We start from the raw sequence: 25,248 nt of genomic DNA, 5'->3' as shown, positions 1-25,248 counted from the left end.
AACTCTGTATGTTCTCAAATAAAAATACCAAATTAGGAATTTTGACTACTTTCCTCTTTTATTTTTCTACGCATCTGTTTGATGGTTAAAGTACTTCCATCATGACTCCATCCCGGTGCCCCAAAAGCATACATGAATTTATGATAAAGATTAGGACTCAATTTCATATCATGCCAAATATCTTTGTATTCATGAGTTAGTATTACTAATGGATTATATGAATTTGGCGGTTTTGTTACACCATATTCAATATCAATTTCTTCATCTAACTCTTTCCAAGTACCAAAAATTTTATCGAAAATATTTAAAAACCCACCGTGATTTTTATCCATATACTCTAAATTTTTAGCATGATGTACTTGGTGCATCGTATGCGTATTAAATATTTTTTCAATAATTCCCAATTTTGGAACATAGGTGGAATGTAATTGAAATTGCCAAAGCGCTTCAATTCCTAAACATACAATTACCATTTCGGGAGGAAAACCTATTGCTGGTAACCACATATAAAAAAAAGGTTTGTATAATATGGTGAACCATCCATTTCTAACAGCAGTTCCTAAATTAAAATTTTCGGAAGAGTGATGAACAATATGTGCAGCCCATAAAAAGCGTACCGAATGGTTTTGTCTGTGAAACCAATAATAACTAAAGTCGTCTAAAAATTGACAAAGAATCCAAACAGGCCAGGCGTAGCCGAATGATTCCCAACCCAAAAAATTGGTACGTACACCATCAATCAGGGGGTTACATAATTCGTAAACATAATTGAATATGATAATAGCAGAAATTGTTTTCACCAAAGGAGCTAAAATAACGGAGCCTATTCCCATGGTAAGGCTAGAGCCTAAATCTTTCCAGTTATAAAGGTTCTTTTGGTTGTGGGTTTTGCTGTAAGTTAGTTCAAGTAAAATGAGCCCTAAAAAACAAGGAATGCCATAAATAAGAGGGTTTGTAAAACTCATTTATCGGCAAATTTTAAAAATGTTGAAAGAATTCTTTGCGTGCTTTTGTTCATAAGGCGATAAGATACTTATTAAATAACGGAATAAAGAATTATTTAATACCAACGTTTCTTTTTCTTTTTAGAACCTTCACTTTTACGTCCTTTTTTATGTTTGCTTTTACCTGGTGTTCTATGAATTTCTTTTTTAGCTTTAGGATCTAAGGGGTATGGATGGTCTTCAATAACATCTAATTGTAATTGAATTAGTTGCTGAATACTTACCACATAAGCTTTTTCATCGGCAGAACAAAACGAATACGACCTTCCAGATTTTCCTGCACGGGCAGTTCTTCCAACGCGGTGTACATAGGTTTCGGGTACGTTAGGTAAATCGAAATTAATTACTGCATCTAATTCATTAATGTCTATGCCACGCGCTGCCACATCGGTAGCAATTAAAATATTTACCTTGTTAGATTTGAAATCGTTTAAAGCTTCTTCTCTTAAATTCTGACTTTTATCGCCATGTAGACCTGCTACTTTGTAACCATTTTTCAGTAGTGTTTGCTCTAGTTTATCCACTCCAAATTTGGTGCGCCTAAAAATAAGAATACTCCCTTTTATTGTATTACGCAATAAATGTAAACACAATTCAATTTTATTACGTTTGGGAACGTAATATAAAACTTGATCGATATTTTTTGAAGTTGATGAGTTTTGTGCTACTTCAACACGTTCAGGTTCGTTTAATATGGTATTTGCCAATTGCTCCACTTTAAAAGGAATGGTTGCAGAAAACAATAAAATTTGTTTTTCATTAGTACATAAACGCTCAATTTTTTTAACATCATCAATAAAACCCATGTCAAGCATTAAATCTGCCTCATCCAAAACCAAGGTTTCTATGTAATCTAGATTAACAATGTCTTGTTTATGTAAATCCAGTAAGCGGCCAGGGGTTGCAATTAAGATATCAACTCCTTTTTTAATGACATCAATTTGAGGTTCAATAGACGTGCCGCCAAAAACTACCGTGGTTCTTAAATTGGTATAGGTGCTATATTTTTTAAAGTTTTCGTTTATTTGTGTTGCTAATTCGCGAGTAGGACTAACAATTAAAGCTTTAATTTTTTTGCCTTTTTTTGTTGCGTCTTGTCTATCAAACAATTGTTGCAAAATAGGCAATGCAAAGGCCGCCGTTTTTCCAGTTCCGGTTTGCGCTGATACTATAACATCTTTTTTTGCTAATACCAGTGGAATTGTTTTTTCTTGAACCAAGGTTGGGTTGTCGTAACCTGCTTCGGCAACGGCTCTTAATATTGGTCTGTTAAGTTGTAAGTCTTTAAATGACATGAATTATAATTTGATGCAAAGATACGTAAAAGTTAATGGGCTAATTTTAGTTATTTTTTAAGATATATAGAAGCTACATTTTCTAATTTTACCGCTTATAAATTAATAATAAATTGAATGGTACAATATAATCCCAAAGACTGGATTACCTTTATTTTTAGATTTCATAAATCTGATACTTTCAGAAAACTGATTCCTCTAATGATTTTTATAGGAATTTATACTTATGCTGTTGGTTATTTAGAACTTGAATATTGGAAATTGTCGGCAAAAAATCATTTGTCAAATATTACAGTAATGCATAGTATGTTGGGTTTTGTAATTTCATTATTGTTGGTTTTTAGAACCAATACCGCCTACGATCGTTGGTGGGAAGGTCGTAAATTATGGGGTGGCTTGGTAAATAATAGTAGGAATTTTTCGCTTAAATTAAGTGTGATTTTAAAAGAAGAACACGATCGGTTGTATTTTAAAAAATTGATTCCGAGTTATGCATCTATGTTAGTGAAACACTTAACCGATAAAGAAACTGGTTTGCAGCTTTATGAGGATTTGGATTTACAAATAGATCATCATAAACACCGTCCTAATCAGGTAGCTAAAATGATTTATCAAAAAGTGTATGATTTATATGCTCAGAAAAAAATAACAGGCGATCAACTTATTGTTTTAAATGCGGAAGTACAATCGTTTACAGATATATGTGGTGCTTGCGAACGTATTAAAAACACGCCCATTCCGTATTCTTACAGTGCTTTTATTAAAAAATTCATATTCTTCTATGTAATGACACTGCCTTTTGGGTATGTGTTTAGTTTAGGGTATTATGCGATCCCAGTAGTGATTTTTGTCTTCTATGTTTTAGCAAGTTTGGAGTTAATAGCTGAAGAAATTGAGGATCCTTTTGGTTTTGATGCTAACGATTTACCGATTGATAAAATATCAGAAAATATAAAAAAACACGTTGGCGAGATATTTTAATACTTTAAAATTCCAGTTTGTATTTAGAATTTTTAGTTTGCCGAAAGTTGTTAGTGTATAAAAAAATAAAAGCTACCTAAAAAAGTAGCTTTTATAAAATGATTTTATTGTTTTTACTCAATAATTCCGCCGCAACTAACGCGTCCGCCAGCATCACCGGTAGGTTGTGTTGTAAAGTCATCAAAGCCAGCATGTACAATAATGCCTTTACCAACAATGTTTTTAGTGTCGTCATCACAATCGATACACCACTCGTCAGTTGACATACTAATGCTGCCATTGCCATTTTCATCGGCTACAAAATTACCAATATCTCCTTTGTGGAAACCAGTTTCTGCGCCCCACTTGCCATGTGGCTGGCTTGTTGGGTTCCAGTGCCCGCCTGCAGATTTTCCATCAGGTGAAGAACAATCAGACGATTCGTGGATATGAATAGCATGTTCACCAGGTTCTAATCCTGTTAAATTAGCCACCAAGCTTACGGTGCCATTTTCTTCAGTAAAAACAACGGTTCCAGATGCATTACTATCACTTTTTGGAGATAATTCTATTGAAACTTTCTTAGTTTCAATAACCTCTTTTGTTATAGTTTCTTCTACGGTTTCTACGTCTTTTTTAACATTTTTACAAGAGATGATACTCAGTGAAAAGGTAAATAATAGGATACTTAATTTTTTCATTATGTCGTTTTTTTTCGAATTTGCATTGAACCACTAATATACGAATTGCAAATGTTTTTCATGACATATATCATATTTTTAACAGAGGCATACCTTTAATTTTGAACGTACAAATGTTAGGTATGCATAATTCATTAGTCAATAAGTACAATATTGCGGGGCCACGGTACACCAGTTATCCAACGGTGCCTTATTGGGATGAAGCTTCATTTTCGTTAAATGCGTGGAAAGCTTCATTAAAAAAATCATTTGAAGAAAGTAATTTAAAAGAAGGTATTAGTTTATATATTCATTTGCCATTTTGTGAAAGTTTATGCACCTTTTGTGGTTGTAACAAGCGTATAACTAAACAGCATAATGTAGAGTCTCCTTATATAAATGCGGTTTTGAAAGAGTGGCGATTATATTTAGAATTGCTCATAGAAAAGCCCTACATTAAAGAATTGCATTTGGGTGGAGGAACGCCAACATTTTTTAGCCCAGAAAATTTAAAAAAATTAATTAATGGCATTTTAAGTACTTCAAAACTTGCTGATAATTATGAGTTTAGTTTTGAAGGTCATCCTAATAATACCACTAGAGAACACTTGCAAGCATTATATGATGTTGGTTTTAGACGAGTAAGTTATGGTGTGCAAGATTACAACGAAGTGGTGCAAAAAGCGATACACCGCATACAACCATTTGAGAATGTAAAGCGTGTTACAGAAATGGCCAGAGAAATAGGTTACACATCTGTTGGGCATGATATAATTTTCGGACTGCCTTTTCAAACTTTGGAGCATGTTGAACAAACCATTTTAAAAACTAAAAAATTACAACCCGACAGATTAGCTTTTTATAGTTATGCCCATGTGCCGTGGATAAAAGGAAATGGTCAGCGTGGTTTTAGAGATACCGATTTACCTTCGCCAGAATTAAAAAGGCAGCAGTATGAATTGGGTAAATCGTTACTTGCTGAAGTTGGTTATCATGAAATAGGGATGGATCATTTTGCTTTGCAAACAGATTCTCTTTACAAATCTATGCAAAGCGGAAGTTTGCACAGAAATTTTATGGGATACACAGCCTCAAAAACCCAGGCTATGATTGGCTTAGGTGTGTCTTCAATTAGTGATAGTTGGTATGGGTTTTCACAAAATGTGAAAAATAATGAGGAATACTACAGTTTACTTAAGGAAAACACTATTCCTGTTTATAGAGGTCATATTTTAAATCAAGAAGATTTGGTTATAAGAAAACATATTCTTAATTTAATGTGTCAGTTTAAAACATCTTGGTCATCAAAACATCTTTATTTTAAAGAATTGCCAGATGTTCTGGTTCGATTACAAGAAATGGAAACTGATGGATTGCTAAAAATAGGCTCTAATGCTCTGGAAGTAACCAAAAAGGGGCAGCCATTTGTGAGGAACATTTGTATGGCATTCGATTTATTATTACAACGTAAACAACCAGATACCAAACTGTTTTCAATGACAGTATAACTAAAAAAAGACATTATGAAAAAAATTATCGTCCCAGTAGATTTCTCTGAACATTCTGAATATGCTCTTAAAGCAGCTGCAAAATTTGCTGCAAAATTTAAAGCTGAAATTTTAGCCTTACATATGTTAGAAATGACTGATGCTATGCTAACAGCTTCCGAAGGATTTTCGAGTGAACAAGCCGTTTTCTTTGTGAAATTAGCCGAACAACGATTTGAGAAGTTTCTGAAAAAAGATTATTTGAATAATGTAAAAGTAACGCCGATTATAAAACATTTTAAAGTCTTTAGTGAAGTTAATGATGTTGCTGCAAAACATGATGCCGATTTAATAATTATGGGTTCGCAAGGTACTAGTGGTGTTGCAGAATTTTTTATAGGCTCTAACACCGAACGTGTAGTAAGGCATGCTGATATCCCAGTTTTGGTACTAAAGGATGAATTAAAAGATGTTAATTTTAAAACTGCAACTTTTGCTTGCAGTTTTACAGAGGAATCCATCCCCTCTTATTTGAAAGCAGAAAAATTGATGCAAACACTAGGCTGTAAATTACATTTAGTTCATGTAAATAGACCGAACGATTTATTTAAGAGTTCGGATGAAATGGAAAAATTAGCAGTTAATTTTTTTACTAAAGCAAAGAAAAATTTAAACGATATGAAATCGGTTCACTTTGTGGCCGATTACTCGGTAGAAGATGGTATTTTAAATTTTTCTAAAAAGATAGATACAGATTTAATTATAATCGCAACGCATGGAAGAAAAGGCTTATCTAACTTTTTTGTAGGAAGCATCGGTGAAGATGTTGCGAACCATTCCAACAGACCCGTATTAACCTTTAAAATTAGTTAATTTAGTTACTGTCAATATCAGATATTGCCAAAATATTGAACAAGTTTGCTTTTGTGTTGAAGAAATTGTTTTCTAGCTCAATAGCTTTAAGTTTCGCATCTATTAGTTTAGATTCTCTGGAGTTTACCAAAAACAGTGAACTTTCACCTAAAAAGAATTTGCGTTCTTCTGCACTTAGCATTTGCTCATAATCTCCAACAATTATATTGGTGTAATCATTTTGTAATATATAAGATTCTAGTTCTTTTGATATAGCATTAATTTTATTTGTTAGGCTTACACTTGTGGTTTGAATTTCAAATTCGGCATCCTGCATTTTTAAATGTGCCAGTTTTAAATCGGCACGTTCTTTTCTTAGAAATAACGGGATGCTTACATTCAACCCACTTTTATATGCCGATGTGCTAAATGATCTGGAAACTTCGGGTGTTTGCGAGAGGAAATTGTATTGAACATCAATTTTAGGTAGCAGATTGTTTAATGATAATCGTTTTTCAATAGTTAACGCTTGAAGCTTATAATCCAATGACTGCATTTTTGGATGGTTGCTTATATCGATGTTTTCAATATCTAGTTTCGAGGTGTTTAATATGTTATCAACGGTTTCAAAAGTATTTATATCTGGTATGATGTTGTCTTTAATTTCTACAGGAGTGTTTTCATCTAACCATAAATAATTAGATAATTCCAATGATGATTTTATAAATTTAATTTTAGATTTTTCTAGGTTTAACCGTCTGTCATTAAGTGTTATACGAGCTTCAATAGTGTCTATTGCGGGCATTTCTCCCAATTCAAAACTTTTTTTAACACCTTGAAAACGCGTTTGGGCATTCTGCAAAAACTCCTCGTAAACCCGTTTTTCGTTATAAGTTTTAAGCCATTCAAAATAGCTGCGAGTTGCACTGTATAAAATGTTGTTTATAAGTATTTGTCTATCGGCTTTGGCTTGGTTTACGTATGATTTAGCTTGTTTAAGCATGGCCATACGCTTGTTTATTAACAAGCCTTGTGCTAATGAAAGTGATACACCGGCGCTGTATAAACCATCTTCTGGTACTTTTGATTCTGGGTTTAAATAATCTCCTGTATTTTCTTCAAAATTACCTTTAAACTCTATGCCATACCATGTAGGTATTTTAAATGTTGCATTTAGTTTGTTGTAATATTCAGTGTCTTTGAATGTTTTCTGGTTATAATCAATTTCTATTTTTGGATCAAAGGCACCTCTGGCTTTCATTAGTTTGGCTTCACTTTCATTAATTACCAAATTAGCCTGTTTTACTATGGGGTGAAACGATTTTACATAGCCTAAATATTCAGATAAACTAATAACCGACGTGCTATCTTGAGCCGAAATAAAGCTGCAAAATAATAAAGTGATAATTAATAGTGTTAGCCTCATTTTTTTGAATCTTTATTTGATGAGTCCTCGTTCTTATTTGGTTGATAGTAATTAGGAGGGAAGCTGTTAATTTGTCTCCATAATTCAAACCAAATAGGTACGTCTTCTAGAAGGGCAATGGTTTTGGCACCAGAACCTACTCTAATGCCTTCGGGCCATGATTTATCGTTATCGTCGGGGGCAAGAAGTATTCTGTATTTGCCATTTGGACTAATGAAATTTTCAATAGCAATTACCTTAGCTCCAAAGGTACCGTAAGAAGCACCAGGCCATCCGCTAAAAACAATAGCAGGCCATCCATCAAATTGAACACGAACCTTTTCATCTACATGCATTAGGGGTAAATCGATAGGGTTTATGTAAGTTTCTACGGCTAAATCATATTTAGCTGGCATAATACCAACCAATTCTTGACCTTCTTTAAAAGTGATGCCAATTCCGCCAATTAGTGCTTTATTGATGTAACCGCTTATGGGTGCTGTTACATACAATAAGCTGTTTCGCATTTTATAATTGGTGTAATCGTTTTCAAGTTTGTTAACTTGTGCCTCGGTATCGAACTGACTTGATTGTGCCGTAAACATATCGCTTTGCGATTTGGAAATTTTGTCGGCATACTCTGCATTAATTCTTGATAATTCTATTTGCGTGTTTATTAGTTCGTTTTTGCTTGCAAGATATTTGTTTTCTTGCGAAACAAGTTTTGCTTGTGTTTCCTGTAGTTTTAGTCGTTTTTCTTCAACATCTTTGGTTGCTTTGAGGCCTTCATTTTGTAATGTTTGTGTTCTGTTGAATTGTGTTTCGGCAATTCGCATATTGGTTTTTGAGGCTTCAAAGTCTATACTGTCACTTTTAACTTTTAAACGAGCTTGCAACAGTTTGTTTTTTGCTTGTTCTAGTTTTAAATTTTGTTCGCTTTTAATTGCAGAAACTTGCCTGTTTAAAGCTTCTACTTTTTCCTGATAGGCATTAACCGAGGATGATTTGGCTTGAATTTGTTGATTTGTTCTTTCTACCAATTTTTCATCAAAATACTCGCTTTTTACTTCAGAAATCCTTAAAATAGTATCACCTTGGTTAACATAATCACCTTCCTGTACATACCATTCTTCAATTCTACCAGGTATTTGTGATTGTATGGTTTGTGGACGTTGGTTTGGCTTTAATGTGGTTACAATGCCCTGTCCCGAAATGTTTTGAGTCCATGGGAGGAACAATACAATAAAACCAATAACAGCAACGATAATTAAAATTTTATTAAACTGTTTATAATAGGCTTTATTGAAAATAACTTTGGTGGATTTATAAATCGATAAATCTACTTTGTCATTTAATTTATTATGAGATATATTAAGCATAGGTTATTTTTTTAATTTTACCTCTATCCAATTCTATAGTTTGTGTGCATTTTGGTTTCCAACTGTCACTGCCACTTACAACGATTAGTATCCAAGGTCGGTCTGGGTGCGTTAAATAGTTTATTATCGAATTTGTTTCTAAAGGGTTGAATCTATCTAATGCATCTTCCAAAATCAATAACTTTGGTTTTTTTAAAATGGCTCTTGCAAGAATTAGCTTTTTTGAAACTGTATGCGACATTTGCTTGCCATCTGGGTATAAATAGGTTTCCAATCCTTTGGGTTGTTTTTTTATATATTCTAGTAGACCAATATTTTCGAGGGTTTCAAAAATCTCTTCTTCAGTAATTTCAAGATTTCCGAAAGTTAAATTAGTTCTTATGGTGCCTTCAAAAGGGGTTTCTTCTGTTAATGACAACCCTAATTGGGCACGATAATGGTTTAGATTGATACTAGATAAGGAAAGGTTATTTACGTAAATGTTTCCAGATGTCGGTTCCACAACTCCAGATATTAGTCTTAAAAGGGTGGATTTTCCAGCACCGCTTTCACCTAAAATTAATATTCTGCTGCTTGGTGCTATTTTTAAAGTTATACTTTTTAAAATAGATTCCTTAAAATTTGGAACTTTATAGTATACATCGTCTAACTCAATATTTAGTTGGTCTTTAAACATTGGTTTTTTCCCTTCCTGATCTTCTAAATCTTTGTCTATAATCTGACCTAATTTTTCAATAGAAGTTAATACATCATAAAACGATTCTAATCCTAAAATTAATTTTTCTACAGAGGCAATTATCAATAATATAATAATCTCAGCAGCAACAAATTGGCCAATATTCATTTCCTGATTTAAAACCAATGCTCCACCTATAAGTAATAAACCTGCAGTTATTATTACCTTAAAGGTTATCATTTGAATAAATTGAGTTACTAAAATCGTGAAATGATTTTCTCTTGCTTTCAAATAATCGTCTACTAAGCTGTCATTTTTAGTTAATGCTAAACTCGTTTTTCCGGATAGTTTAAAGCTTATTAAAGTTCTGGCAATTTCTTGAATCCAATGTACTACGCGATATTTGTTTTTTGATTCTTTCAGACTTGTTTCCAGCCCTTTTTTTGCAGTAAACATGAATACTACAATGATAAGTGCTAACAAAATAATTCCAAAAATTATAAAAAACGGATGATAAAAAGATAGTAATACAAGTGAAAAAAGAATTTGGAGTATGGCAGATGGAACATCAATTAATATTTTCGATAAGCCTTTTTGAATAGTTAAAGTGTCAAAAAAGCGATTAGCCAATTCCGGTGGATAATAATTACGCAATTCCGACATCTTTATTTTTGGAAACCTATACGCCAATTCAAAAGATGACCTTAAAAAAATACGTTGTTGTATGGTTTCAATAATACGAAGTTGCATAAGTTGTAAAATTCCAGACAAGGTAACGCCAGCCGTTACTAGAATTACTAAAACAATCCAAGAGGTAGATATTTGTGCGCCCTGAATGAGATTAATAATAGCTTGAATTCCTAGAGGAAGCGTAAGGGCAACAATTCCTGCAAAAATGGCATAATAAAATATTTGTAAAATATCTTTTTTCTCAAGTTCAATGAGGCCTATTAAACGTTGCCAGGGAGTCATGCTTGGTTGAGCCATAATTAGAGTTTTAAAGTGCTAAAGGTAAGGTTTATAAAAAAATCTGAAGGTGTTACACCAGGTTTACAATTTGTAATAGTTAAAAAATGGTCTTTTAGGAAATGTTGGTGCAAACTACCTTCCATAATTGTACTCGCTAAACAAGACGCAAATTCATAATCGGGACTGGTATCTTTTATCATATCACTTAAACGGCGTACAATGCGTTTGTAAATTACGAAATAGCCTTCCTTGTTTTCTTGATCTACTTCTTTGGTTAGGAATGATTTAGAGTTTTCGTTGATAATTATTTTATTAAGAATAACTTTGCTTATATAGGTATAGTTGGAATCTTCTTTGGTTGTTCGAGTAACAATTTCTATGGCTTTCTTTAATTTTTCTTTTTTGTCAGAAATACTGTGTGTTTCAAATACCAATTGGTATTCAATCCAGGCCCAATACCATGAAGATAAATATAAAAGGAGTTTATGTTTGCTTTCAAAATAACGATAAATGGAACTTTCATTCGATCCTATGGAGGCGCCTAGCTTTTTAAAGGTAAAAGAATCAAACCCGATTTCGTCAATCAAAATTATGCTTTGTTCAATAATACGTTTGCCTAAGGAAGAAGATTCAGGATCTTTTACATATATCTTTTCAGGTACTGAAACTTTTAAGTTCGATAGTAAGTTGTCCATAGATAATATTATTACAAACAAATATAATAGTATTACTATTAATCAAGAATGTAAAACTATTAATTTTTGTAAAACATTAACATTTTGCCCAATGATTATAAGGGGGCTAGGTTTTATAGAAAAGAATGTAAACTAATTAATGGCAATCAATGCCGCTTGTAACGGTTTCGGAAACCGGAGCAGGAGAGACGTAGGGAATACCAAGACCCATACCACGAAGTATAAATAACAAACCTATAATTACAATAAAAACCGGAATGGCTTTTTGAATTCGTTGTCTTGCGCTGCCTTTTAAAAAATTAGATAAATAAATAGCGGTAGTCATTAACGGGATGGTTCCCATACCAAAAATAACCATATACATAGCTCCACTTAAAGCAGCTCCGCTGGCAATGGCGGCAAAAACTGCTATATAAACTAAACCGCAAGGTAAAAAGCCATTTAAAAAACCAATAGTTAAAAAGGTTTCAGGTGTTTTCTTTTTTAAGGCAGCTCCTAAAGCCGATTTTACTTTCGAAATTAGTTTGTAAATAGGTTTTGAAACTCTGTATTTGTTAAATGTTTTTTGCGGAATTAAAACGACCAAAATCATTAAAGCACCTATAAAAATACTTAGTTGTTGCTGAAAACCAAATAGATTTAAACTTTTTCCAATCAACCCGAAAACCAAACCAATAATACTATAGGCCAATAAGCGCCCTAAATGATAAACACTAATTTGGATTAGTTTTTTAAGGGTATTTGTTCTGTCAACAGGCAGCATAAAAGCAATGGGGCCGCACATCCCTACGCAGTGAAAACTTCCTAATATGCCTAAAACAAATGCCGAAATGAGCATACCTAATAATTAATAGATTCGTTAAATAAATATGAAGTACCATTATATTGCCAATCAACTTTAATGTTCCAACGACCACCCACCAAACGGTTGTTAGGTATGAGCAATTGAGAGTTCGATAATGAAAGTGGAGTTTCAAAATCTAAATGTTTGTTAGATGGTCTGTATAGGAACACTTTTCCAGTTATTTCAGTAAAATCAAAATCTTCAGGAAATTGAATTAGAATCCCTTCTTTGGAAATAGCATAGTTTATATTTTCTCTTAATGATTTGGCATTGTTTAGTTTGTCAATATTGTTTTGGTGGGCAAGTTCGTCCTTATAGTAGTCTTCAGTAACTAAATCATGATTATATTTTTCATTTACATTCATAGAAATAATAAAGTACATTATAAAGGAAATAAACCCTATAAAAGCCAAAACAATACCAGTTCCCCAATTAATTTTCATCTCTTTATGTTTTTATAATTCCCTGTGTTTAAGGAATTTTATTTTTAATTATTATGGCATTTCCCTATCGGGCCGGGCTTTCCGTTACAAGTCCTCGCTCGTTCCTCGCTGTGGGCTTTTCACTTCAATCCCTAATGCATCCTTTAACTAACTTTGTACCTCCATTTTGTGGCTTAAAAACGTTTGCTATCTAAAACTTCTTGGCCCTAAAAAGTTAGCCGTGGCGGTTTCAATAAGCGTATCATCTTTATAAATACCAATTTTTATTTTATTTCTATCACCAGTTAGCGCCGCGTTATTAATTTCAACAAACAAAGTCCCTTTGGATATGCCCTGACCAGGAACGTCTAAACTGCTACTTGTGGCAACCAATTTTAAAGTGCCTTTGTGCGACAATAATTTAAAACTAACATTTTCAATGTCTTTGGTTGTTTTATTTACAAGTTTAAAGGTGTAAACATTACTAATAATATTGTTTTCCTTGTGTTCATACAATTGTCCTGGCAATCTTAAAACCGTAGCTTCAACCTCATTTCTTAAAAAAAGCATACCTGTAAGCAAGCCAATTAAAATGGTTAAAACAGCAATGTAGCCTTTCATCCTAGCTGTTAGCTTAAAAGGTGTTTTGTTTATAATATTTTCTTCGCTAGCGTATCTTATTAAACCTTTTGGTAAGTTAATACTTTCCATAATATGGTCGCATTCATCAATGCAAGCTGTACAGTTTACACATTCTAGTTGCGTACCGTTTCTAATATCGATACCTGTAGGGCAAACGTGTACACATTGCGAGCAATCAATACAATCGCCAAAGCCTAAAGCGGTTCTATCTTCGTTTTTTCTATATTTCTTTCTGCCATTTTCGCCTTCACCACGTTTATGGTCGTAAGCCACCACAATAGACTTAGTATCCAATAAAGCGCCTTGCAGCCTTCCATATGGGCAGGCTATTATGCAAACTTGTTCCCTAAACCAAGCAAACACAAAATAGAATACTGCTGTAAAAATGAATAAGGATAAAAGCGTGTTTAAATGACTAAAAGGTCCGTCAATTATGTACTGAATTAGTTTGTCGCTGCCAATTAAATAGGCCAAAAAGACATTTGCAATAAGGAATGAAATAAGCAAAAAGATAAATAGTTTTATTCCTTTCTTTCTTATTTTTTCTGCATTCCAAGGTTGTTTGGATAATCGAATTTGCTTGGACCTATCTCCTTCAATCCAATATTCAATACGTCTGAAAACCATTTCCATAAAAATGGTTTGCGGACAAATCCATCCACAAAAGATACGTCCAAAAGCAACTGTAAAAAGTGCAATAAAAACAACTCCAATTAACATGGAAATAACAAACAAATAAAAATCTTGAGGCCAAAAAGGAAAACCGAAAATATTAAACCGACGTTCTAATACATTGAACATTAAAAATTGGTTTCCATTTATTTTAATAAATGGCGAAGCCAATAGAAATGCTAATAAACCGTAGCTAACCCATTTGCGGTATTTATAAAATTTACCATTTGGTTTTTTTGGAAAAACCCAAGCTCGTTTACCCTCTTTGGTAACAGTGCTAATGGAGTCTCTAAATATTTCGTTGTCTTCGCTATTCAAGGCCTTAATGATTTAACCTTTCATTAAAAATGGCTTCGTAATGAAAGGCTTGGTTGCTATTAATTAGTCATTATTGTATGGAATCGGTAGGAGTTTCTACGGGTGTTTCAGCTATGTTATCACCCCAAACATCACCTTCAGGAGCTTTTGGGTTTGCAGGTGTTGTGCCTTGTAAACTCAATACATAACTAGCTACTTGTGCTATTTGTGCAGGCTTAAGTTGAGCTTTCCATGCAATCATACCTTTTCCAGATCGACCTCCTTCAGAAATCGTATGAAACACATTTTTTATACCACCCCCTAAAATCCAATGGTTGTCGGTTAAATTTGGTCCAATACCACCGCCACCATCAGCCATATGGCAAGCCACACAGTTGGTTTCGAAAGTTGCTTTACCTGCACTGATATCCGATGCATCGGTTAGTAATTCTACGGTATTTGCATCAACCAAATCTTTAGCAGTTTTTTTGTATGCTTCAATAGCAATTTTGGCATCGGCTAATTCTGTTTCTAATTCGTCAATTTGCGTGTAACCATTAAATACATGGAATCTTAATAAATAAACGGCTGCAAATACTATGGAAATGTAGAACCCCCAAATCCACCAAGGAGGTAGGTTATTATCTAATTCTTTTATGCCATCGTAATTGTGGTCTAAGATAATTTCGTGTTCCACTTCCATTGGTTTTTGTCCTAACATTTTGATGTAGGCATTTTTTAACCATGTAAATTCATAACCACTTTCTTTTTTAGCTATAAAACGAGCTTTAGCTTCTTCATCTAACTTGTGAAGCATCACATTCTCTAGAGCACCAACAATTGCTTCAATTGCAATTAATATAAGAAGTACTAATAAAAGAAATAATAATACAGCAGGATATTCTACAAATGCTGGTTTTTCTCCCGAATCAATAACGTATTCTACAACTCCGAAAATAATAAAGAATACAAGGGGTACTCTTACCCAAGATGGAATAAATTTTCTCATAATATTTGGTCGTTTTGGTTGTCTAATGGCATGTTACTTAAAGATTTTATGTACTCCTTTTTTGCGGTGAATACCCAATAAAAAAGACCTACAAAAAATGTGAAAAATATAAGTAATGAGATGATGGGGAATACTTCGATGCCATCAATACTATCCATATAGCCTTTTACAAATTTTAACATGTTTTTAAATTATTGGTTAGTTTTAGCTGTTTCTACCTTAATATCGGTTCCTAATCGTTGCAAATAAGCAATTACAGCTACGATTTCGCGATTTTTCATTTCAATAAAAGCTTCGCCATTATCGGCCGAATATTTTTTGTCTGCTTCATAAGCTTTTACAAAATCAGGGTCAGCATACAAGTTTTTCTCTATTTGCGCTCCTTGTTCCAGCATGCTTTCCTGCGCTTTTTCTATTTCTTGGTCAGAATAAGGAACTCCTAATGCAACCATTGCTCTCATTTTAGCTTCAGTATCCGATTTATCGAGTTCATCTGAAATTAACCAAGGATAGCGAGGCATTATAGAGCCCGATGAGGTGCTTTGCGGATCATACATATGATTAAAGTGCCAGTTGTCGGAATATTTACCGCCAACTCTATGTAAATCTGGTCCTGTACGTTTACTTCCCCATAAAAATGGATGGTCGTACACGTATTCCCCTGCTTTTGAATATTCCCCGTAACGTTCAACTTCACTTCTAAACGGACGGATCATTTGTGAGTGACAACCCACACATCCTTCACGTATATAAATATCGCGTCCTTCTAATTCTAAAGGTGTATATGGTTTAACACTAGCTATCGTAGGAATGTTTGATTTTACCATAATAGTTGGAACTATTTGAACAATTCCTCCTATTAAAATGGCAATGGTTGCACCTATGGTTAATTGAATAGGTCTTCTTTCCAACCATGAATGCCAGCCTTCTCCAGCGGTTCGTTTGTTGGTAACACGTTCTAAGGCAGGAGCTTCAGCCAATTCATCTTCAACTTTACTTCCGTTTTTAACGGTGATGATTACATTGTAAACCAGTATGAACATCCCCAGAATGTATAACGAACCACCAATAGCTCGCATCCAATACATTGGCATGATTTCGGTAACAGTTTCCAAAAAGTTTCCGTAAACAAGCGTTCCATCAGGGTTAAATTGTTTCCACATACTAGCTTGGGTAAATCCAGCAACGTAAAGTGGCAGGGCGTACATAATGATACCCAAGGTGCCTAACCAGAAATGTAAATTCGCTAAACCAATAGAATGTAATTTGGTTTTAAACAAGCGAGGAATTAAATAATAAATAATACCAAATGCCATAAATCCGTTCCAAGCTAATGCGCCAACGTGTACGTGTGCAATAATCCAATCGGTAAAATGGGCAATAGCATTTACGTTTTTAAGTGATAAGGTGGGGCCTTCAAAGGTTGCCATACCGTAACCTGTAATGGCTACTACCATAAATTTTAATACAGGATCAATACGCACCTTGTCCCAAGCACCACGAAGTGTTAAAAGTCCGTTTATCATACCACCCCAAGAAGGCATTAATAACATTACGGAAAAAGCAACACCTAAATTTTGAGCCCATTCTGGTAAAGCAGTATATAGAAGGTGGTGAGGTCCAGCCCAGATATAAATGAATATTAACGACCAAAAATGAACAATAGATAATCTATAAGAATAAACCGGACGGTTGGCTGCTTTAGGAACAAAATAATACATCAAACCTAAAAAGGGTGTAGTTAAAAAGAATGCCACGGCATTGTGTCCATACCACCATTGTACTAGGGCATCTTGTACACCAGCGTAAACAGAGTAGCTTTTTAAAGCGCTAACCGGAAGTTCCAGACTATTAAAAATATGAAGTACAGCTACGGTAATAAATGTGGCAAGGTAGAACCAAATGGCAACATATAAATGGCGTTGTCTTCTTTTTAAAATGGTCCAAATCATGTTTACTCCAAAAACAACCCATATTAGAGCAATGGCAATATCAATTGGCCATTCTAATTCGGCATATTCTTTTGAAGAAGTGTAACCTAGGGGAAGCGAAATGGCAGCAGCAACAATAATTAATTGCCAACCCCAAAAGTTAATGTTACTTAAAAGGTCGCTGGCCATACGTGCTTTAAGCAAACGCTGAAGCGAATAGTAAATACCAGCAAACATGGCATTTCCCACAAATGCAAATATAACGGCATTGGTATGTAGGGGTCTTAAACGCCCAAAACTTAACCATGAGATACCGTCGGTTAGGTTTGGAAATAAAAACATAAATGCCAGTAGTAAGCCTACTGCCATTCCTACAACACCAAAGACTATTGTAGCATAGATGAATTTTTTAACGATTTTATTATCGTAATGAAATTGTTGCATCTCCATAATTGAATAATTAATCTTTTAATTGGTTAGTATTAGTTCTTTTTAGGTTTTTCTTTAACAAGTTCGTCTTCAAATAGGATTCGAATAGATGGTGTGTAGCTATCATCATATTGTCCGCTTCTTACCGCAAGTATAAAAGCGATAAAAAACACGATGGCAACAAAAATACTTACAGCTAATAAAATGTATATAACGCTCATACCTAATTGAAGTTAAGGCCAAAAGTAACTTCATGCCTGTTTTTAAAATATGACTTTTGTCATGTTTTGGTTTATTAACACCCCATGCTGTTTATTTACAAATGCTTAGGGTTATTGTTTGTTTTGTTCATTGGGAAACTATTATTTAAATAACAGTTTCTATTCTAATTTCCTGCCAATAATATTGGTAGCAACGGTTGTAAAAGCTACAATTGTAATGGAGCTTAAAGGCATCAAAATGGCTGCTACTACGGGTTCCAGTTGTCCGGTAACCGCAAAGGATAATCCGATGCAATTATAGGTGAATGATAATATGAAACTCCATTTAATAATTTTAATCGACGATTTAGCTGCCTTAATAAATCGATATAAGTGATTGAATTTTGAAGCATCTAGAATAGCATCGCAAGCAGGTGAAAACACATTAACATTTTCCGAAATTGCAATACCAACATTACTTTGTGCCAAAGCGCCTGCGTCGTTCAATCCATCACCAACCATTAGAACATTAGCGCCTTCTGTTTGATGATATTTTATGTACTCTAACTTATCTTCTGGTTTTTGATTGAACAATAACTTGGTTTTTGTTGGTAGTAATTTGGTTAGGTTTTCTTTTTCGCCCTCGTTATCACCAGAAAGAATGACCAAATCGTAGTCCTTTTTTAGTTTATTGAATAATTTAGAAAGCCCCTTTCGGTAAGCGTTATAAAAGGTGAATTTTCCTTTATAGATATTATTAGTACTAACATGAACACTGGTGTTTAAAGAAGCGGTGTTAGAAGCAAAACCTACAAACGGCGCCGAACCTATTTTTATGGAAGCTTGTTTGTAATTTGCTTCAATTCCTTTGCCTAAATGCTCATCATAAGTATCTAAAGTAACAATGTTGTGTGGTTTTAAAAGTTGGTAAAGAGATCTGCTTAGTGGGTGGTTAGAACCTCGTAAAGTGTTTTTTAATAGCGCTTCTTCCTCTTCAGAGAGTGTGATGCCTTCATATTGAATTGAAGTTTCTTTGTTGGCTGTAATGGTGCCTGTTTTATCAAATATAATGGTGTTTATTTTTGATAGCTGTTCAATAACAGTAGCGTTTTTAAGATAGAACTTTTTCTTACCCAAAATGCGAAGCATATTTCCAAAAGTGAAAGGTGCTGCTAATGCCAAAGCACATGGGCATGCAATAATTAAGACAGATGTAAAAACATTGAGGGCTTTGCTAGAATCTGCATATAACCAGTAGGAGGTTGAAACAAAAGCAATTAATAGTACATAAGCTGTAAAACGCTTGCTTATACGATTTGTGATGTTTGTGAATAACAGTTCTTTATCTTTTTTAAATACATCGTTACTCCAAAGTTGAGTAAGGTAACTTTGTTCCACAGATTTTAGAACATCTACTTCAATAATACCATTAAGTTGTTTCCCTCCTGCAAATAATTTATCACCCGATTGTTTTGAGATTGGTTCAGACTCACCGGTTACAAAACTATAGTCAATAAGTGCTTTTCCTTTTATTAGAATGCAATCAACTGGGATGAGTTCTTCATTTCTAATAAGTAAGCGGTCTCCTTTTTGAATGTCGTAAACCTGAATGGATTCTTCATTCCCTTCAGCGGTTATTTTAGTAATTCCAATTGGGAAATACGATTTGTAATCCCGTTCAAATGATAAAAAATTATATGTTTTTTGCTGAAAAAATTTCCCTAGCAATAAAAAGAAAATTAGGCCTGTTAAACTATCAAAAAAACCAGAGCCAATGTTTAGAATAATTTCAATTGTGCTTCTTCCAAAAAGAGCGATTATACCCAAAGCGATGGGCACATCAATATTTAGAATTTTGGCACGAAGTCCTTTGTAGGCCGAAATAAAATATTCGTTGCCGGAATAAAAAACCACCGGTAGAGAAAAAGCAAACATCAGCCACCTGAAAAGATGTTTGTATTGGTCTAACCAAAATTCTTGTTGTTCAAAATATTCAGGAAATGATAAAAACATAACATTTCCAAATGCAAACCCAGCTATTCCTAATTTGTAAATAAGCGATCTGTCTACATGTTTTTTGCCAATACTATAATCGTCTAGACTTATAAAAGGTTCGTAACCAATATTACTTAAAAGAGTAACTAAATTTTTTAACGAAATTAATTCAATATTAAAAGATATACGAACTGTTTTTTTACCAAAATTTACTGTTGATGCACTTATGGCAGGGTTTAATTTGTGTAAATTTTCTAAAATCCAAATGCAGGAACTACAATGAATATGCGGAATAAATAAGGTAACGATTTGCGTGTTATCGTTATTAAATTCTAATAATTGATCAACTATTTTAGTGTTGTCTAAAAAATTAAACTTCCCATCAATCTCTTTGGGGGTTGCTCCGGGGGCATTTTGTAAATCGTAATAACAGGTTAAATCGTTTTCAGAAAAAATCTGATATACGGTTTTGCAACCTTGGCAACAGAAGGTTTTGTCGTCGTAAATAATATTAGAAGATGTAGCATCTAAACCACAGTGAAAACACGTGCTTTTGCTCATAATTTTGTGCTCATTTATACCTGTTACAAAAGTTTAAATTTGATGTATTAAAATATATGATATATGTCATATTTTGCCTAATTTTACGGCTCTACAAACTCGAGGTATGACTTTATATTATAAACAAAATTCCAAGGTGCATTTCTTTAATGAAATAAAATTATTGGTAGTTTTGGTGTTATTAAGTAATTCTAAAAATCTATTTGTGTAATGCTTCAAAACGAAAGAGATATTTTTAATGTGCTTTTTGAAGCAGTGTCTGAGGGAGTTATTGTTGTGGACACCCGCCAGAAAATCATATTAACCAATGCTTCTGCAGAACGAATGTTTGGTTACGATAAGAGTGAGTTGGTTGATAAGGATTTGATTGTTTTAATTCCTCAAGAACATCATGCTACACACGGTGCGCATGTAGAAGGTTTTTTGAAGCAGAAGGAAAGTAGGCAAATGGGGCGTGGTCGCGATTTGTATGGAGCGCATAAAAACGGAACTGTTTTTCCAGTAGAGGCCGGTTTAAATCCTTTACAGATTAATGGAGAGACTTTTGTAATGGCTTTGGTTATTGATATTTCTATACGTAAGCAACAAGAACTTCAATTGCAAGAATTAAACACGAAGTTAGAGAAGAAGGTTTTTGAACGCACTTTAGAGTTAAGCAATACGGTGGAAGCCTTAAAAGCTGTAAATCTAGACAGAGACGCCGAAATTAAAAAACGTATAGAAGCCCAAAATAAAACTAAAGATGCCCTTAAAAAGGAAAAGGAGCTGAATGAGTTGAAAACTAAGTTTTTGTCATTAGTTTCTCATGAATTTAAAACCCCCTTAAGTGGGATCTTAACTTCTGCTATGTTATTAGGTAAATACAAATTATCCGAACAGCAAGACAAACGGGATAAGCACATAAAAACAATTTCAGATAAAGTACATTACCTTAATAACATTCTGAACGATTTTTTATCTATTGAAAAATTAGAAACAGGAAAAATTAATTACAAGTTCAATACTTTTAAAATAAGTAAAGTAGTGAATGAAGTAGTGTATAATGCTAATATGCTTTTAAAAGAAGGACAAATAATTAATTACCCTGAAAGTATCGACGATTATTCTTTGTATCAAGACGAAAAAATTGTTGAATTGGCTTTATCGAACCTCGTGCACAATGCTATAAAATATTCTTCAGAAAACACCATTGTAGATATCGAAATTGAACAGGATGATAAATTTACTTCTTTCGTTATAAAAGATAATGGGATTGGAATTCCTATTAATGATCAAAAAAGAATATTTAACCGTTATTTTAGAGCCGAAAACGCACTACTTACCCAGGGAACTGGTATCGGACTTAACATAGTAAAAAGTCACCTAGAAAATTTAGGCGGCTCTATAAGCTTTAAAAGTGAAGAAAACAAAGGAAGTGTGTTTACAATTATAATACCAAATAAAGCAAAGTAATGAAAAAGATCTTACTAATTGAAGACGACATTATATTAAGAGAAAACACAGCAGAATTATTAGAGTTGTCTGATTATGAAGTTTTAACGGCACCAAACGGTAGAGCGGGTTTGGAAATAGCAAAAAACAGCTTGCCTGATATTATAGTTTGCGATATTATGATGCCAGAGTTAGACGGCTATGGGGTTTTAGAAGGGCTATCTAAAAGCGAAAACACAAAACATATTCCTTTTATTTTTTTATCGGCTAAAACAGAACGAAAAGATGTTAGAAAAGGTATGGATTTGGGAGCAGATGATTATATTACCAAACCATTTGAAGAAGAGGAGCTTATAAGTGCCATAGAAAGTAGATTGGCAAAAGCCTCTATTTTAAAAGAAAGGAGTGAGCTAACAGAGAATTTAGAGGCTAATAGTACTGAAGATGAAATTAGAACGCTTAATGATTTAAAAAATTTCTTCGATGATAACGGTAAGGAAGTATTCTTTAATTCGGGAGAAACAATTTATGAAGAAGGACAAAATTCTAATAACATCTACTTAATTACAACCGGTTTAGTTAAATGCCATAAATTAGATGAGCAAGGTAAAGATCTTACCACAGCTCTTTTTAAAGAAGATGATTTATTTGGCTATACATCCTTTACACAAAACATGCCTTATCAAGAAACTGCTACAGCTATTAAAGATTCAACACTAGTAGCTCTTTCTAAAAATGAATTAAAAAATATACTTTCTAGTAACCACGGTGTAACTTTGGAACTTATCCAATTGTTAACAGACGATCTTCTGGTGGTAAAAGACCAATTACTGCAAATGGCTTATAGTTCGGTAAAAAAGAGAACGGCAACAACCATCTTAAAATTTGCAGAAAAACTGAATCGTAGAACAGATGATGCTATTCGAATATCAAGAAATGATTTGGCCAGTGTGGCCGGAATTGCTTTAGAAAGTTTAATTAGAACCCTATCAAGTTTTAAAGAAATGGGTATAATTGAAATTGAAGGAAGGAATATTAGGATAATAGACATCCATAAATTGCAGCAAATCACTTAGTTTTTGGGGAATAATTCCCAATTATGATATTGGTCATATTAGGTTTTACCTCATGCCATTACTTTTGTTTACAGAAAGTAGTAAATTGGCATGAAGAATATTTTAATACCCACAGATTTTTCTGAAAACGCATGGAATGCAATTGAATATGCATTGCAATTTTTCAGTAAGACAGCATGTAGCTTTTATTTGTTACATGTTGATAAACCTGTTGTATTACCAGACTCAGAGAATTACCGTTTTGCAAATAAAAATAGCCACAATGAGACAATACTTATTCCTTCAAAACAACGTTTACAAGAAGTTATAAGTCGGATTAAAAAAGATTTTCCAGAAAACCAAAAACATAGGTTCTTTGCAATTTCAGATTCTAGTTATATTATAGATTCTATTAGGAAACAGGTTCTAGATAGAAAAATTCACCTTATAGTTATGGGAACTAAAGGAGATTCGGGTTTAAAAAAACTTCCAATAGGGAGTAATGCAGGTAATGTAATAACAAAGGTAAAATGCACCACCATGGTTGTGCCAGAAAACGCAAGGTACGCACCTACAAAACAGATTGCATTTCCTACCGATTTTTCAATTTTTTATCAAGCAGAAACCTTACAACCTTTAGCAGATATTGTGGAAATGAATGATGCAAGTGTGAAGGTGTTACATGTAAATAAAAACGGCATGGAACTTAATGAGGATCAGCAGCGAAATAAGGAATATCTGGATGACTATTTTGCCAACTATAAACATAGTTTCGAATTTTTAACCAATAATTATATTGAAGAGGCCATACAAGAATTTGTAGATAGCAGAGAGATTAATTTAATTACGATGTTAGCTAAAAATCTGAATTATTTTCAGAAAATTTTGTATCAGCCCTCAATAAAAGAAATTAACTATTATAAAAATATTCCTTTTTTAATGTTACATTAAAAGGTTAATATGAAAATGTTTTTTTATAGTCAACACTCAATCCAGTATTATGAGTAAATGTGAACAATGTATAATAAAACAATTTAATGCACTAAAATCTTTATCAAAAGATGAGTTGGTCCGTATTTCTAACTGTAGAACATCAATTACAATTAAAAAGGGCGAAGTTATTTTTGAGGAAGGAGAGATTCTCAATGGAATTTATTGCGTCAGAGAAGGAATTTGTAAATTGTCTAAGTTAAGTTCCAACGGAAAAGATCAAATCGTTAAAATCGTTGTTAAAGGTGATTTACTGGGCCAACGTTCTATGGTTTCTGATGAGGTTTCAAATCTACAAGCTACTGCTTTAAATGATATGGAGGTTTGTTTTATTCCTAAGAGCGAAATTATTTTTGATTTACAAAAAAATCCAAAATTCTCCTTTGATGTACTAAAAGAAATGGCCAAAGATTTAAGAGAAGCCGATAACATAATTGTGAATATGGCTCAAAAATCGGTAAGACAGCGTTTAGCAGAAACTTTAATCTATATTCACAATAGCTTTGGTACAAATCCAGATGGGACTTTAAGCGTATTATTGTCTCGTGAAGATTTAGCCAATATTGTTGGTACTGCTATAGAATCTGCTATTCGAGTAATTTCTCAATTTAAAAAAGAAAACCTTATTTCTACTAAAGGGAAGCACATAAAAATTGATGATTTGATAGGCTTAAGTAGGGTAGTATAGCTTAAACCTATAAGTATATTGGTTCTTGTCATAGAAAAAATTAATAATTCCTTAGCATTTTTTGACAAAAAATAAAGTATTTTTAGCTTGCTATGAAAGACAAGAATACTTTAAGAAAGGGTTTTGTATTTAAAAAATACGAAGCGCCAAACCAGTCGCCGTTCGATAAATTATTCGATATTTTCAAGGAACTAATCACACACACTTCGGGTGATTTTGATGAAGCCATAAGTTGGTTGCGCGAATTAGATAAAGAATACAAGCTTACCACACCAGAGTATACCATCGACGATTTTATTGAAGATCTTAAAGCGAAAGGCTACATAAGAGAAGAAATTGATCCGGATGGGAAAGGAGCAATGGCTATTACTTCAAAAACCGAACGCGCGATTAGGCAACAAGCTCTAGATCAAATATTTGGTAAGATTAAACGTAGCGGACAAGGAAATCATAAAAGCAAAAGCCCAGGTCTTGGTGATGAACATACCGGCGATTTTCGAGCGTATCAATTTGGTGATAGTTTAGATAAAGTTTCGGTTACTGAAAGTTTAAAAAACGCACAGATTAATCACGGAATCGGTGATTTTAAATTGTCTGAAGACGATTTGGTCGTTGAAGAAACTTTGCATAAATCACAAATGAGTACTGTTTTGATGATTGATATAAGTCACAGTATGATT

22 protein-coding genes and 1 pseudogene are annotated in these 25,248 nt (G+C 33.5%); 8 read left to right on the top strand and 15 right to left on the bottom strand.

The annotated features are described in order from the left end of the window. Positions 1-32: 32 nt before the first annotated feature. Complete coding sequence (locus tag ABYI63_RS12765; RefSeq protein ID WP_372756737.1) at positions 33-965, bottom strand: sterol desaturase family protein; 933 nt, start codon at positions 963-965, stop codon at positions 33-35. 95 nt (positions 966-1,060) lie between these two features. Continuing rightward, positions 1,061-2,299, bottom strand: a complete 1,239-nt coding sequence (locus ABYI63_RS12760) for a DEAD/DEAH box helicase (protein ID WP_372756736.1) — start codon at positions 2,297-2,299, stop codon at positions 1,061-1,063. Between the two features lie 117 nt (positions 2,300-2,416). On the opposite strand from ABYI63_RS12760, the gene ABYI63_RS12755 reads away from it, so the two are divergent. After that, on the top strand, positions 2,417-3,280 hold the full coding sequence (locus ABYI63_RS12755) for a bestrophin family protein (protein WP_372756735.1): 864 nt from the start codon (positions 2,417-2,419) through the stop codon (positions 3,278-3,280). Positions 3,281-3,393: 113 nt separating this feature from the next. On the opposite strand, the gene ABYI63_RS12750 is transcribed toward ABYI63_RS12755, so the two are convergent. Further along, positions 3,394-3,960, bottom strand: coding sequence for a superoxide dismutase family protein (locus ABYI63_RS12750; protein WP_372756734.1), 567 nt, complete (start codon positions 3,958-3,960; stop codon positions 3,394-3,396). A gap of 122 nt (positions 3,961-4,082) precedes the next feature. Between ABYI63_RS12750 and hemN the strand changes: the two genes are divergently transcribed. Both hemN and ABYI63_RS12740 read left to right on the top strand, forming a co-directional pair. Next, positions 4,083-5,447 carry an oxygen-independent coproporphyrinogen III oxidase gene (gene hemN / locus ABYI63_RS12745; RefSeq protein WP_372756733.1) on the top strand — a complete coding sequence of 455 codons (1,365 nt, stop codon included), beginning with the start codon at positions 4,083-4,085 and terminating at the stop codon, positions 5,445-5,447. A 15-nt stretch (positions 5,448-5,462) separates the two neighbouring features. Further along, complete coding sequence (locus tag ABYI63_RS12740; protein WP_372756732.1) at positions 5,463-6,299, top strand: universal stress protein; 837 nt, start codon at positions 5,463-5,465, stop codon at positions 6,297-6,299. Between the two features lies 1 nt (position 6,300). Here the strand turns inward: ABYI63_RS12740 and ABYI63_RS12735 are convergent, their stop codons facing one another. The 12 genes from ABYI63_RS12735 to ABYI63_RS12680 form a co-directional block, all read right to left on the bottom strand. After that, positions 6,301-7,704: a TolC family protein gene (locus ABYI63_RS12735; protein WP_372756731.1), complete on the bottom strand. Its 1,404-nt coding sequence runs from the start codon at positions 7,702-7,704 to the stop codon at positions 6,301-6,303. Beyond that, complete coding sequence (locus ABYI63_RS12730; RefSeq protein WP_372756730.1) at positions 7,701-9,062, bottom strand: HlyD family secretion protein; 1,362 nt, start codon at positions 9,060-9,062, stop codon at positions 7,701-7,703. The genes ABYI63_RS12735 and ABYI63_RS12730 overlap by 4 nt, the downstream gene beginning before the upstream one ends. After that, complete coding sequence (locus ABYI63_RS12725; RefSeq protein WP_372756729.1) at positions 9,055-10,725, bottom strand: peptidase domain-containing ABC transporter; 1,671 nt, start codon at positions 10,723-10,725, stop codon at positions 9,055-9,057. Before ABYI63_RS12725 ends, ABYI63_RS12730 begins: the two co-directional genes overlap by 8 nt. A 2-nt stretch (positions 10,726-10,727) precedes the next feature. Next, complete coding sequence (locus ABYI63_RS12720) at positions 10,728-11,402, bottom strand: TetR/AcrR family transcriptional regulator (protein WP_372756728.1); 675 nt, start codon at positions 11,400-11,402, stop codon at positions 10,728-10,730. 136 nt (positions 11,403-11,538) lie between these two features. After that, complete coding sequence (locus ABYI63_RS12715) at positions 11,539-12,240, bottom strand: sulfite exporter TauE/SafE family protein (protein ID WP_372756727.1); 702 nt, start codon at positions 12,238-12,240, stop codon at positions 11,539-11,541. Between the two features lie 2 nt (positions 12,241-12,242). Next, a complete protein-coding gene (locus ABYI63_RS12710; protein WP_372756726.1) occupies positions 12,243-12,689 on the bottom strand; it encodes a FixH family protein in 447 nt (148 codons plus the stop codon). 186 nt (positions 12,690-12,875) lie between these two features. Beyond that, entirely contained in the window at positions 12,876-14,300 is a 1,425-nt protein-coding gene (gene ccoG, locus ABYI63_RS12705; RefSeq protein WP_372756725.1) for a cytochrome c oxidase accessory protein CcoG, read from the bottom strand. Positions 14,301-14,370: 70 nt separating this feature from the next. Then, on the bottom strand, positions 14,371-15,288 hold the full coding sequence (locus tag ABYI63_RS12700) for a cbb3-type cytochrome c oxidase N-terminal domain-containing protein (protein WP_372756724.1): 918 nt from the start codon (positions 15,286-15,288) through the stop codon (positions 14,371-14,373). Continuing rightward, positions 15,285-15,470, bottom strand: coding sequence for a CcoQ/FixQ family Cbb3-type cytochrome c oxidase assembly chaperone (locus ABYI63_RS12695; protein WP_372756723.1), 186 nt, complete (start codon positions 15,468-15,470; stop codon positions 15,285-15,287). The genes ABYI63_RS12700 and ABYI63_RS12695 overlap by 4 nt, the downstream gene beginning before the upstream one ends. Before the next feature lie 9 nt (positions 15,471-15,479). Next, positions 15,480-17,669 carry a cytochrome-c oxidase, cbb3-type subunit I gene (ccoN, locus tag ABYI63_RS12690; RefSeq protein ID WP_372756722.1) on the bottom strand — a complete coding sequence of 730 codons (2,190 nt, stop codon included), beginning with the start codon at positions 17,667-17,669 and terminating at the stop codon, positions 15,480-15,482. Positions 17,670-17,701: 32 nt separating this feature from the next. Further along, positions 17,702-17,869 (bottom strand): cbb3-type cytochrome oxidase assembly protein CcoS, encoded by a 168-nt coding sequence (gene ccoS, locus ABYI63_RS12685; protein WP_372756721.1) that lies wholly within the window; start codon positions 17,867-17,869, stop codon positions 17,702-17,704. A 159-nt stretch (positions 17,870-18,028) separates the two neighbouring features. Beyond that, on the bottom strand, positions 18,029-20,404 hold the full coding sequence (locus tag ABYI63_RS12680) for a heavy metal translocating P-type ATPase metal-binding domain-containing protein (protein ID WP_372756720.1): 2,376 nt from the start codon (positions 20,402-20,404) through the stop codon (positions 18,029-18,031). A gap of 210 nt (positions 20,405-20,614) precedes the next feature. On the opposite strand from ABYI63_RS12680, the gene ABYI63_RS12675 reads away from it, so the two are divergent. The 5 genes and pseudogenes from ABYI63_RS12675 to ABYI63_RS12655 all read left to right on the top strand — a co-directional run. After that, entirely contained in the window at positions 20,615-21,856 is a 1,242-nt protein-coding gene (locus tag ABYI63_RS12675; protein WP_372756719.1) for an ATP-binding protein, read from the top strand. After that, complete coding sequence (locus tag ABYI63_RS12670; RefSeq protein WP_372756718.1) at positions 21,856-22,911, top strand: response regulator; 1,056 nt, start codon at positions 21,856-21,858, stop codon at positions 22,909-22,911. Before ABYI63_RS12675 ends, ABYI63_RS12670 begins: the two co-directional genes overlap by 1 nt. A gap of 90 nt (positions 22,912-23,001) precedes the next feature. Beyond that, complete coding sequence (locus ABYI63_RS12665) at positions 23,002-23,841, top strand: universal stress protein (RefSeq protein ID WP_372756717.1); 840 nt, start codon at positions 23,002-23,004, stop codon at positions 23,839-23,841. A gap of 49 nt (positions 23,842-23,890) precedes the next feature. Then, entirely contained in the window at positions 23,891-24,568 is a 678-nt protein-coding gene (locus tag ABYI63_RS12660; RefSeq protein WP_372756716.1) for a Crp/Fnr family transcriptional regulator, read from the top strand. A gap of 92 nt (positions 24,569-24,660) precedes the next feature. Continuing rightward, positions 24,661-25,248: pseudogene (locus tag ABYI63_RS12655) on the top strand (hypothetical protein); the annotation flags it as partial.

Source organism: Mariniflexile sp. (assembly GCF_041583155.1).
Classification (GTDB): Bacteria; Bacteroidota; Bacteroidia; order Flavobacteriales; family Flavobacteriaceae; genus Mariniflexile.
Note: the sequence above shows the minus strand (reverse complement) of the source record. Positions and strands in the feature narration are given on the sequence as shown.